The organism is Bariatricus sp. SGI.019 (assembly GCF_050315235.1).
Classification (GTDB): Bacteria; Bacillota; Clostridia; order Lachnospirales; family Lachnospiraceae; genus JAFBIX01.
Genome location: NZ_JBNPOQ010000023.1, coordinates 23,868 through 35,015 on the forward strand (window position 1 = coordinate 23,868; position 11,148 = coordinate 35,015).

At 41.5% G+C, this 11,148-nt stretch carries 14 protein-coding genes, 2 tRNA genes and 1 riboswitch; of the genes, 15 read left to right on the forward strand and 1 reads right to left on the reverse strand.

The features are described 5' to 3' along the window. The first annotated feature begins 4 nt into the window (after positions 1-4). From ACQRD1_RS12725 to ACQRD1_RS12740, 4 genes are all read left to right on the forward strand, one after another. A complete protein-coding gene (locus ACQRD1_RS12725; protein ID WP_427787706.1) occupies positions 5-634 on the forward strand; it encodes an integrase DNA-binding domain-containing protein in 630 nt (209 codons plus the stop codon). 644 nt (positions 635-1,278) lie between these two features. Then, entirely contained in the window at positions 1,279-1,800 is a 522-nt protein-coding gene (locus ACQRD1_RS12730) for a nitroreductase (protein WP_235233204.1), read from the forward strand. A gap of 49 nt (positions 1,801-1,849) precedes the next feature. Next, on the forward strand, positions 1,850-2,788 hold the full coding sequence (locus ACQRD1_RS12735) for a radical SAM protein (RefSeq protein WP_347375799.1): 939 nt from the start codon (positions 1,850-1,852) through the stop codon (positions 2,786-2,788). Positions 2,789-2,843: 55 nt separating this feature from the next. After that, positions 2,844-2,969: riboswitch (FMN riboswitch) on the forward strand. A gap of 149 nt (positions 2,970-3,118) precedes the next feature. Then, positions 3,119-3,748, forward strand: coding sequence for an ECF transporter S component (locus tag ACQRD1_RS12740; RefSeq protein WP_235233202.1), 630 nt, complete (start codon positions 3,119-3,121; stop codon positions 3,746-3,748). 80 nt (positions 3,749-3,828) lie between these two features. Here ACQRD1_RS12740 and ACQRD1_RS12745 read toward each other — a convergent pair whose 3' ends face one another. After that, the gene (locus ACQRD1_RS12745) at positions 3,829-4,197 is read right to left on the reverse strand and encodes a VOC family protein (RefSeq protein WP_427787708.1); all 369 of its coding nucleotides are present in this window, start codon (positions 4,195-4,197) and stop codon (positions 3,829-3,831) included. A 120-nt stretch (positions 4,198-4,317) separates the two neighbouring features. Here ACQRD1_RS12745 and ACQRD1_RS12750 point away from each other — a divergent pair, with 120 nt between their 5' ends. From ACQRD1_RS12750 to ACQRD1_RS12800, 11 genes are all read left to right on the forward strand, one after another. Continuing rightward, on the forward strand, positions 4,318-4,833 hold the full coding sequence (locus ACQRD1_RS12750) for a YcxB family protein (protein ID WP_235233200.1): 516 nt from the start codon (positions 4,318-4,320) through the stop codon (positions 4,831-4,833). A gap of 14 nt (positions 4,834-4,847) precedes the next feature. Continuing rightward, complete coding sequence (tsaE, locus tag ACQRD1_RS12755) at positions 4,848-5,273, forward strand: tRNA (adenosine(37)-N6)-threonylcarbamoyltransferase complex ATPase subunit type 1 TsaE (protein ID WP_235233199.1); 426 nt, start codon at positions 4,848-4,850, stop codon at positions 5,271-5,273. Then, entirely contained in the window at positions 5,261-5,986 is a 726-nt protein-coding gene (gene tsaB / locus ACQRD1_RS12760; RefSeq protein ID WP_427787710.1) for a tRNA (adenosine(37)-N6)-threonylcarbamoyltransferase complex dimerization subunit type 1 TsaB, read from the forward strand. Before tsaE ends, tsaB begins: the two co-directional genes overlap by 13 nt. Continuing rightward, the gene (locus ACQRD1_RS12765) at positions 5,979-7,013 is read left to right on the forward strand and encodes a threonine aldolase family protein (RefSeq protein ID WP_427787712.1); all 1,035 of its coding nucleotides are present in this window, start codon (positions 5,979-5,981) and stop codon (positions 7,011-7,013) included. Before tsaB ends, ACQRD1_RS12765 begins: the two co-directional genes overlap by 8 nt. A 1-nt stretch (position 7,014) precedes the next feature. After that, a complete protein-coding gene (gene rimI / locus ACQRD1_RS12770) occupies positions 7,015-7,458 on the forward strand; it encodes a ribosomal protein S18-alanine N-acetyltransferase (protein WP_235233196.1) in 444 nt (147 codons plus the stop codon). 106 nt (positions 7,459-7,564) lie between these two features. Continuing rightward, positions 7,565-7,798 carry a hypothetical protein gene (locus ACQRD1_RS12775; protein ID WP_235233195.1) on the forward strand — a complete coding sequence of 78 codons (234 nt, stop codon included), beginning with the start codon at positions 7,565-7,567 and terminating at the stop codon, positions 7,796-7,798. A gap of 8 nt (positions 7,799-7,806) precedes the next feature. Continuing rightward, positions 7,807-8,715 carry a ribonuclease Z gene (locus ACQRD1_RS12780; protein ID WP_235233194.1) on the forward strand — a complete coding sequence of 303 codons (909 nt, stop codon included), beginning with the start codon at positions 7,807-7,809 and terminating at the stop codon, positions 8,713-8,715. 17 nt (positions 8,716-8,732) lie between these two features. Beyond that, a complete protein-coding gene (gene tsaD, locus ACQRD1_RS12785) occupies positions 8,733-9,761 on the forward strand; it encodes a tRNA (adenosine(37)-N6)-threonylcarbamoyltransferase complex transferase subunit TsaD (protein WP_235233193.1) in 1,029 nt (342 codons plus the stop codon). A gap of 28 nt (positions 9,762-9,789) precedes the next feature. Next, complete coding sequence (gene ispD, locus ACQRD1_RS12790) at positions 9,790-10,539, forward strand: 2-C-methyl-D-erythritol 4-phosphate cytidylyltransferase (RefSeq protein ID WP_235233192.1); 750 nt, start codon at positions 9,790-9,792, stop codon at positions 10,537-10,539. Between the two features lie 65 nt (positions 10,540-10,604). After that, positions 10,605-10,690: transfer RNA gene (locus ACQRD1_RS12795), tRNA-Ser, on the forward strand. Positions 10,691-10,750: 60 nt separating this feature from the next. Further along, positions 10,751-10,840: transfer RNA gene (locus tag ACQRD1_RS12800), tRNA-Ser, on the forward strand. Positions 10,841-11,148: the final 308 nt, after the last annotated feature.

The following is an 11,148-nucleotide window of genomic DNA, read 5'->3' on the forward strand; positions in this document are numbered from 1 at the left end:
TTCTATGAAATCAGGAAGAAGAGATTGCAAGAATCGAGTTTTAAGAGATGGAGAAAGCCAAGGCAAAGATGGAAGATACCGTTACACATATTACGATAACGGAAAACAGAAGTGTTTGTACAGTTGGAAACTGGAAGCAAACGACAAGATCCCGGCAGGAAAAAGAGATTGTATCGCATTAAGGGTTCAGATTGAAGAACTGAAAAAGCGCCAACTTTTGTTTGGAAAATATTCTGAAAGCAGATATACGGTTATTGAATTAGTAGAACGATATGTTGCTTTGAAGACCGGCGTTCGTAAGTCTACGCAGGCTGGTCATCAGACCGTAATCAATGTTCTGAAAAAGGATGAGTTTGGCAGTCGTAAGATTAACGATATTCGTATTTCTGATGCTAAGTTATGGTTAGTTGAGTTGCAGAAGAATGACAAAAAAGCAGGAGAGAGATTTCCTGAAATTTGTAAAAGAAGATCCACATTTCTCAAAGTATTATGGGGTATCTACATTTTATTTAAAACTGAAATGAGAATTCTAAAAAAGCGTAAAGCTCCGAAAAAGGAACCCATGATTGGAAAATATGTTGGTTTCCTGTATCTGGATAAGAATGGTATGCCGATGGTTGCACTTTATTGGTAGAAGTATTTTGATCACATCTGTATGAAATACAATAGCATTTATTAAGTTCAGATGCCGAAAATCATACCTCATGTATGTAGACATACTTACTGCACCAATATGGATTTAGCTGAAATGAATCCATATTGGTGCAGTATCTTATGGGGCATTCAGAGATTGGTGTCACGCTGGATGTATATACGCATGTGAGTTTTGAAGATGCAAAAGGTGAGATGGAAAAATTGAAAATCGTGTAAGAAGTATATTTGTATGGTGAGTTTTATCAACATTGCGAATTGAAATTGCACGAAAATAAAAAACGAAAAATCCAAAATACCCAGAAAATTCAAGGAAAACTGCGTTAGTACGAATTTACCAATATACCAACATTGACTTCCAAACTATACAAAAATATGCCATTTTGTGCCAGATTTCGGATTTTTACAATGTTAAGAAAAAACAGTAAAAAAGGGTAGAAAACCTAGCAAATCCGGGCAAAACATGGCAAAGAAAGGTACGAAAAAATTATGCCAAAAGTATTGTTCATCTGCCACGGCAACATCTGCTGTTTACATTTTTGTTAAAACGGTCACACCTCTTGCCAACCCATCCCCATAGTGTTATTTTATTTCTATAGAAATCAGAACAACAGGAGGGCTATCATTATGAACGAAAGCATCAAGAACATGATAGAGCGAAGAAGTATTCGTGCTTACAAACCTGACATGGTAAAAAAGGAAGATATAGAAGAGATTGTCAAAGCCGGCACATATGCTGCAACGGGAATGAATCGCCAGTCTCCGGTTATTATTGCTGTAACTGATCAGGAGACAAGGGATAAGCTGTCCGCTATGAATGCGGCAATTATGGGAACGGATACAGATCCATTTTATGGTGCGCCGGTAGTTTTGATTGTGCTGGCTGATAAGAGCAGACCGACTTACCTCTATGATGGAAGCCTTGTAATGGGAAATATGATGAATGCGGCACATTCTCTGGGACTTGGAAGTTGTTGGATCCATCGTGCAAAAGAAGAATTTGAATCTGAAGATGGGAAAGAACTTCTGAAGAAATGGGGAGTAGAAGGAGATTACGAAGGAATTGGTCATTGTGTGATTGGATATGTAGAAGGGGATTACCCGGAGACGAAACCTCGCAAAGAGGATTATGTCTATTACGTGGAGTAATAATCGAACCGACAGTTCCTGGCATATGAAATGACAAGGAGGAAGATGAATGAATTACGAAGGTCAGATATGCCGTGCGCCCATGGAACGCTCCTCCTTTATGCTTCCGGTTATGGTGGGGTGTTCTTATAATAGATGTAAATTCTGTAATCTGTTCCGCCATCTAAAGTATCGGGAGCTTCCCATGGAGCAGATTGAGGATGAACTTAGACGAGTTAAGAATCTAGGTGGGATGCCTAAGAAGATATTTTTGGGAGACGGTAATGCATTTGGACTTAAGACGGAACAGTTATTGAAGATTCTTGAAAAAATACATAATTATTTCCCAGAATGTCAGTGCATCAATATGGATACAACGGTGACCAGCATCCGTGTGAAGACAGATGAGGAGCTTCGGATTTTGTATGAACAAGGTGTGCGACATCTGTATCTTGGAATTGAAAGCGGTTTGGATGATGTGCTGAATTTTATGGAGAAGGATCATGATCTTGACCAGGCTTATACGGAGATCAAGAGACTTCAAGACGCGGGGCTGATTTATGATGCGCATATTATGACGGGTGTAGCCGGGCACGGAAGAGGCCAGGAGAATGCAGAGGCAATGGCAGAATTCCTGGGTCGGACACATCCGAAGCATGTGGTGAATTTTTCTATGTTCCTACATAAAGAAGTACCTCTTTACAAAGAAGTGGAGGCAGGACGATTCGTTCCGGCAGACGAGTTGGAGAATCTAAGAGAAGAGAGGACATTGATTGAACGACTGAATGTCAGAGAAGAGCAGAGTATTTTGTATGATGGCTTTCATGATTTTATAGAATTTCGTGTTCGGGGAACCTTGCCACATGACAGAGAGAAGATGCTTGCGAAACTGGACAAGGCGATTCAGAGATACGAAGAAGAGTCGCCGATCTATTCGTTGGTCTATGGAGAGTGCCCGAATCTTGAGCGGTGTGAAGATCATATGCCGGTTTGGGAGATGAATAAATAGTAAAAATGTATTGCAACATCGTGTATGTAGCGCTATAATAATTTTGAACTGATAAGAAATTCTTCGGGGTCGGGTGCAAGTCCCAACCGGCGGTATAGTCCGCGACCTGATGTATTATGGCATCAGCTGATCTGGTGAGATTCCAGAACCGACAGTAAAGTCTGGATGAGAGAAGGATTGTGTAATATATGGATATATCAACAGACCCCGATACGAAAGTGTCGGGGATTTCTTAATTTATAGAATATTAATTCTGCTGTGGTTACATGATTCCAAGAAGATTTTCTTTCTTGACAGTTTCTAATATTTATTAAAAGGAGAGAAAGACAGATGAGTACAGATGCAGTAGTGAAAACAAAAGGAAATTCAGGAACAAAAGTAAGAATGATGGCGCAGATGGGAATGCTTTCCGCCATTGCGGTGGTTTTGATGCTATTTGAGATCCCTCTTCCTTTTGCACCATCGTTTTATGAGATTGATTTTAGTGAAGTGCCGGTATTGATTGGATGTTTTACTATGGGACCACTTGCCGGAGCGATTATTGAATTGCTTAAAATTCTTTTAAACTTTGCAATCAACGGGACAGCTACGGCTGGTGTCGGAGAAGTTGCTAATTTCCTGATTGGTTGTGCATTTGTTATACCGGCAGCAGTGATTTATAAGAAGAAACGTACCAGAACAGGTGCAATCATAGGAATGGTAACAGGTACTTTGTTTATGACATTTATTGGCTGTTTCCTGAATGCGTTCGTATTACTGCCGACTTATGCAAAAGCATTTGGAATGCCAATTGATGCACTGGTAGGAATGGGAACCGCAGTGAATAGTCATATTACCAGTCTTACAACATTTGTGATCTTCGCAGTGGCACCATTTAATCTGTTGAAAGGATTTCTGGTATCTTTGATTGTATTTTTGATTTATAAGAAAATCAGCCCGATTCTGAAGGCAAGAATCTAAAGTGAAAAATGACTAGAATACATCAGCGCCAAAGAAATCTCTTTGGCGCTCTTTGATATTGGGGATAATGTCATAATAGACTATTTGGCCGGACAGATTTCGATCCAATATCCATCGGGGTCATTAATAAAATATACACCCATCTCCAGATTTTCAAAACATACGCAGTTCATGTCCCTGTGATGTGCCAGTGCAGCATCCATGTCATCTACCCGCATTGCCAGGTGAAATTCATTGTCTCCAAGATTGTAAGGTCTGTCCATATCACGAAGCCAGGTCAGTTCTAGAAGATGTGGAGTGGTGTTGTCTCCCATAAACACAAGTTTGAAACTGCCATCTTCCGCTTCTTTTTCACGTGTAATGGAAAGCCCCAGAGCCTCTTCATAGAATTTTACAGACTTTTCCAGATCCAATACATTGATGTTGTTATGATAAAATGTAAACTTCATAGATCATCCTCCTGTTACATATTTTCAAATACAAAATAAGTATAACATCAGTAGCCGAAGAAAAAAAGATGTGTTATACTTATCTCCACAGAGTATTAATAATGAAGGGGGGATGGGAATATGTCAGTGAAGGTAGAAGTGAAGATGGATGTTCAATCGATGGTAGATTTTATGACATATCACATTTATTCTGGGGCAGTTGGTATAGGTTCCTTTATTTTGGGAGGTATTAATATCGGCTTGACGATGGCATTCGCTATGAAGGGAAAGTACCTTTTTATGGGACTTTTCTTAATATTTGCATTGATAATATTCTTTATATTTCCTTATATTATCAAGAGAAAAGTGGAACGTCAGATGCAGAATTCGAGGAGGCTGGATATACCGGTCACTTATGAATTCGATGATTATGGAATAGAGACTACAACTCCGGATGACAGTGGGAAAGCTTCCTGGAGTAAGTTTAAACGTGCAGTATCCAAAAAAAGGATTATTATATTATATGATGCCCAGAAACGTGCAATTATTCTTCCGGTAGATCAGATGGCAGAAGAATATACAGCGGTTGTAGATATGATATATGCACATATGCCGGCACCGGCGGTGAGAATCCGCCGACTGGATAAGAAGAGATAGAAAGGATTTTTCTTATGATAATTGAGACGAATAGTGAGAAAGAGACTTATGAACTTGGATTTAAGATGGGTCAGTCTGTCAAAGCAGGGCAGGTCTATACGCTGGTTGGAGATCTGGGAGTCGGTAAGACTGTTTTTACAAAAGGGTTGGCAGCAGGACTTGGTATTGAAGAACCTGTCAGCAGTCCTACATTTACCATTGTACAGATATATGAAGAAGGGCGCCTGCCCTTCTATCATTTTGATGTGTATCGGATTGGTGATGTAGAAGAGATGGATGAGATTGGATATGAAGATTACATCTATGGAGAAGGAGTAAGTCTGATTGAGTGGGCAAATCTGATAGAAGAGATTCTTCCGGAACATTATACGGAGATTAAGATAGAGAAGGATCTGGAAAAGGGATTTGATTATCGGAGGGTTAGCGTATGCGAATATTAGCATTAGACAGTTCTGGCCTTGTGGCCAGTGTAGCAATTGTGGAAGCGGGACCGGTGGAACAGGAGACAATAGCAGAATATACGGTGAATTATAAGAAGACTCATTCTCAGACTCTGCTTCCAATGTTGGACGAAGTGGCAAAGATGATAGAATTGGATATGGAGAGTATCGATGCCATAGCAGTGGCAGCGGGACCGGGATCATTTACCGGATTGCGAATTGGATCGGCGACCGCGAAGGGACTTGGACTGGCACTGAAAAAACCATTGATTCATATACCGACATTGGAAGGATTAGCTTATAATCTGTGTGGTACGGATAAGATTGTGTGCCCGATTATGGATGCCAGAAGAGGCCAGGTCTATACAGGAATCTATGAATTTGACGGAGATGAATTGGTGATCCTGGAAGATCAGATGGCAATCAGTGTTGAGAAATTGGGTGAGAAGCTTCAGAATGTAGAAAAAGAGATTATATTTCTTGGAGATGGAGTTCCGGTATTTCGTGATGTTCTTGAGAATCGTATTATGTCTGGAAAGAAGGTCTCTTTTGCACCGGCGAATATGAATCGACAGAGAGCGGCATCTGTGGGAGCTCTTGCGGTTGCATATTATCGTGCGGGCAAGATAGAAACTGCCGCGGAACATCAGCCGGATTATCTGCGTGTATCGCAGGCAGAACGTGAGAGAAAGGAGAGACTTGGACATGATTAGATTTGAATGTGATTATCTGGAGGGAGCTCATCCTCGGATTTTAGAGAAATTAGAAGAAACGAATTTTGAACAGACGGCAGGTTATGGAGAGGATCCCCATTGCGAGAATGCAAGAAAGCTGATCTGCAGGGCCTGCGGGCGGGATGATGTGGATGTGCATTTTCTCGTGGGCGGGACACAGACGAACTTTACAGTGATCAGTTCCATCCTTCGTCCGCATCAAGGGGTCGTTGCGGCGGTGACCGGACATATTAATGTACATGAGACAGGTGCGATTGAAGCGACTGGACATAAAGTGCTGCCGCTTCCAAGTGAAGATGGTAAGATTACCGCTGCTCAGGTTCATGAGATGTATGATGCTCATTGGAATGATGATACCCATGAGCATATGGTACAGCCGGGAATGGTATATATCTCCCAGCCAACGGAGAATGGAACATTGTATAGTAAAGAAGAATTGCGGGCACTGCACGAGACTTGTGAGGAGCTGGGACTTCCATTGTTTTTGGATGGAGCAAGGATGGGATATGGCCTGATGTCTGAGGAGAATACGCTTGCATTAGAAGATATTGCTGCTTTGACAGATGTGTTTTATATTGGTGGAACGAAGGTAGGAGCATTGTTTGGCGAGGCGGTTGTTATTGTGAATCCAGCGCTTAAGAAGGATTTTCGATATCTTATCAAACAACATGGCGGTATGCTTGCAAAAGGAAGATTACTCGGCATTCAGTTTGAGACATTGTTCGAAGATGGACTGTATTTTGAAATTGCAGAATATGCAGATCAATTAGCCATGCGGTTGAAAGAAGCGTTTGTGAAGAAGGGATATCCACTAAGATATGATTCGTATACGAATCAACAGTTTCCGATTATGCCAAATGAGCATATAGATGTGATAAAAGATAAATATTCATTTTCCTTTTGGGAGGCTGTAGATGCTTCTCATAGCGCTGTGCGATTTTGTACAAGCTGGGCAACCAAGAAGGAAGCAGTAGATCAGTTGATTAAGGATATCGAGGCGTTATAATATGTTAGAAGTTCGTAAGATTGACGAAAATGACATTAATAAGATAGCTGCTTTGGAACGGGAAATATTTTCAGATTCATGGTCGGCGAATGCTATAGGTGAAACATTATCCCAGAAGAATACAGTGCTTCTGGGGGCGTGGCAGAATGAACATCTGGCAGGTTACCTGATTGTATATTATGTGTTGGATGAGGGAGAGATTGCCAGAATTGCTGTGGATGCATCTTGCAGGCGACAAGGGGTGGCTGGTCATATGATGTTGGCGCTAGAAAACTTCTGTGAAGAAAAAGGGATCGTGAATCTGATGCTGGATGTTAGAGAGAGCAATGAGGCGGCGATTGCCTTTTATAAGGGCTGTGGCTTTGTCGAAGATGGAATTCGCAAGGACTTTTATACAGACCCAAAAGAAGATGCAATATTAATGAGCAGACAACTTGGGAAATAGCTGGCAGTTATGACAGCAGTTCCCACTGGAAAGCAAGGCTGACAGTAGATATAATGTAGGCGTAACAAGAAAGAAGAAGTGACAGGATACTCACAGGAGGAATTGTATGCGCCAGTTTAGAACAGAATTAGAAGAAAAAAATAAAGTTGAAAAAATCATATGCAATAAATGTGGCAAAGAGATTTGGGTTCGTGGAGGGATTCCCCAGGAGGATGTGTTAGAAGTCGAAAAACGCTGGGGGTATCATTCAAGAAAAGATAATCAGGTGGATCGATTTGACCTTTGCGAGGACTGCTATGATGAATTGGTGGAAAGTTTTCAAATCAAAATAGAAAATTGAGGTAAAATATGTTAGATGTATGTTTGTTAGGAACCGGAGGGATGATGCCGTTGCCGTATCGTTGGCTGACAGCTCTTATGGTGCGGTATAATGGCAGCAGTATATTGATCGATTGTGGGGAAGGAACTCAGATTGCAATCAAGGAAAAGGGATGGAGCTTTAAACCCATTGATGTCATCTGTTTTACCCATTATCATGGAGATCATATCAGCGGACTCCCAGGAATGCTTCTTACGATGGGAAATGCGGACCGGACGGAACCGCTGACATTAATTGGACCTAAGGGGCTGGAACGTGTAGTGAATGCACTTCGTGTTATTGCACCAGAGCTTCCGTTTGCTATTAAATATATAGAAGTCAATGAGCCGGAGAAGACATTCGAGATGAATGGCTACCGGCTAAAAGCATTTCGTGTTAATCATAATGTGACATGCTATGGTTATACTATGGAGATCGACCGTGCCGGAAAGTTCGATGTGGAGCGTGCAAATGCTGCTCAGATTCCACAACGGTATTGGGGGACTCTGCAAAAAGGAGAGACGGTCAATACCGGTGAGCAGATCTATACACCGGATATGGTGCTTGGCCCTGCAAGAAAGGGAATTAAGCTGACCTATTGTACAGATACCCGACCAACAGAATCCATTAAGACAAATGCAGCTGGTTCGGACTTGTTTATCTGTGAAGGAATGTATGGAGAAAAGGATAAACTGAAAAAAGCAAAAGAATACAAGCATATGACGTTTTACGAAGCTGCACAGCTTGCCAAAGAAGCGGATGTAAAAGAGATGTGGCTGACGCATTATAGTCCATCATTGACAAGGCCAGAAGATTATATGGATGCAGTAAGGGAGATATTCCCAAGAGCAATCGCAGCAAAAGATAAGCGTTCTGTGGAACTTGTATTTTCTGATTAGTAGGGAAAGGTATAGTTATGAGCGAAAAGAAAGATGTATTAATTCTGGCAATTGAGAGCTCCTGCGATGAGACGGCAGCAGCAGTAGTGAAAAATGGACGGGAAGTCTTATCGAATATCATATCTTCACAGATTGCACTTCACACATTATATGGGGGTGTGGTTCCTGAGATTGCGTCCAGAAAGCATATTGAAAAAATAAATCAGGTCATAGAGACGGCATTGGAAGAGGCGCATGTGACGCTGGATGATATTGATGCGATTGGCGTTACTTATGGTCCGGGACTGGTGGGAGCGCTCCTGGTGGGGGTGGCAGAGGCAAAAGCTATTGCATATGCAACGAAGAAACCATTGGTAGGTGTGCATCATATTGAAGGCCATATTGCAGCTAATTTTATTGAACACAAAGATCTGGAACCGCCATTCTTTTCTCTGGTTGTTTCGGGTGGACATACCCATCTGGTTCGTGTCAAGGACTATGGAAAGTTTGATATTATCGGGCGAACCCGAGATGATGCGGCGGGAGAAGCTTTTGATAAAGTGGCAAGGGCAATTGGGCTAGGCTATCCCGGGGGTCCTAAGATTGATAAAGTATCGAAAGAAGGGAATCCAGAAGCAATTATATTTCCGCGGGCACATGTAGAAGATGCCCCATATGATTTTAGCTTCAGTGGCGTAAAATCTTCAGTGTTGAATTATATCAATGGCTGCCAGATGAAAGGGCAGGAGTATAACCAGGCAGATATTGCTGCTTCTTTTCAGAAAGCAGTTACTGATGTCCTTGTAGCAAATGCAATGCATGCGGTAGAAGAGTATCATGTAGATAAGTTTGCGATTGCTGGCGGTGTGGCATCAAACAGTGCGCTTAGGTCCGCTATGAAAACAGCGTGTGAGGAACGAGGTGTGAAATTCTATTATCCGTCACCGATTTATTGTACAGATAATGCGGCAATGATCGGGGTAGCGGCTTATTATGAGTATATGAATGGAACCAGACATGGATGGGATCTGAATGCGGTTCCGAATCTGAAGCTCGGGGAACGATAATAAGATTCAAAAAAACGGAGTAATGGATATGAAGATTCAAGGTAAAAAAAGATGTACAGCAATTGTACTGGCAGCAGGTCAGGGAAAGAGAATGGGGACGTCGGTCCAGAAGCAATATATTGAATTAGATGGAAAACCATTAATCTATTATACGCTGGAAAGCTTTGAAAAATCAGAAATCATAGATGATATTATTCTGGTGGTGGGCGAAGGTCAGGAGAAGTATGCCCAGAATCAGATTGTAGAAAAATATGGCTTCGCAAAGATTCGTGCCATTGTGGCGGGAGGAAAAGAACGATTCGATTCTGTCTGGCAGGGCCTTGGGATGATTGCAGGAGAAGAATGTTATGTTTATATCCACGATGGTGCGAGAATGTTTGTCGATGAAGAGATTTTGGAACGTGCATATTACACTGTAGAACAATACAAGGCTTGTGTTGCTGGTGTGCCGAGTAAAGATACTATAAAATTAGTAGATGACGATACATTTGCGGTGAATACACCGGAGAGAAAGTATGTATGGGCGGTTCAGACGCCGCAAGTATTTGAAAATTCGTTGATTCAAGAGGCATATTCTCAGCTGATGAAGAAAGAATGCATTAATGTAACGGATGATGCCATGGTTGTTGAACAGACAATGAATCGACCGGTCAAATTATTCGAAGGTTCATACAAAAATATTAAGATTACGACACCGGAAGATCTGGAAATTGCGAAAGTTTTCTTGGAAGAAAGAAAAGCTGAGAGAAAAAATAAAAAAATGGAAATTAGCTATTGACGAAGAATCCTTTGTGTGCTAGAATAATCACTGTCGCTGAGGTAAACGACGTCAATTAAATATGTGGAGAGGTATCGAAGTGGTCATAACGAGGCGGTCTTGAAAACCGTTTGTCCGAGAGGGCGCGTGGGTTCGAATCCCACCCTCTCCGCTTGAAAAACTACCAACCGGTTAGCTGGTAGTTTTTTATATGAAAAAATCGAGCAGATTTGGAGAAATACCCAAGCTGGCCGAAGGGGCTCCCCTGGAAAGGGAGTAGGTCGTTAATAGCGGCGCGAGGGTTCAAATCCCTCTTTCTCCGTTTGTCTGGCGGGCCTAAATCTTGTGGTTTGTAAGCAGGAAAACATGCATATGTTGAATGTGGAAAAAGATGTTGAAAAAAATCAAAAAAAGTTAAAAAAACATCTTGACAAACTAAAGAGACGCATGATATTATGTTTAGGCTGACTCGTGAGAGACAGACAAAGACAAAAAAGAACCTTGATAATTAAACAATAGACAACAACCCTGAAGATTTCTTAAAGAGAAAAATTCAGAACGAGACATTTGAATGTCGACCTTAAAACAGTAAAAGGGATAAGAAAGCTAGTAGTTTTCTTGACCCAGAAC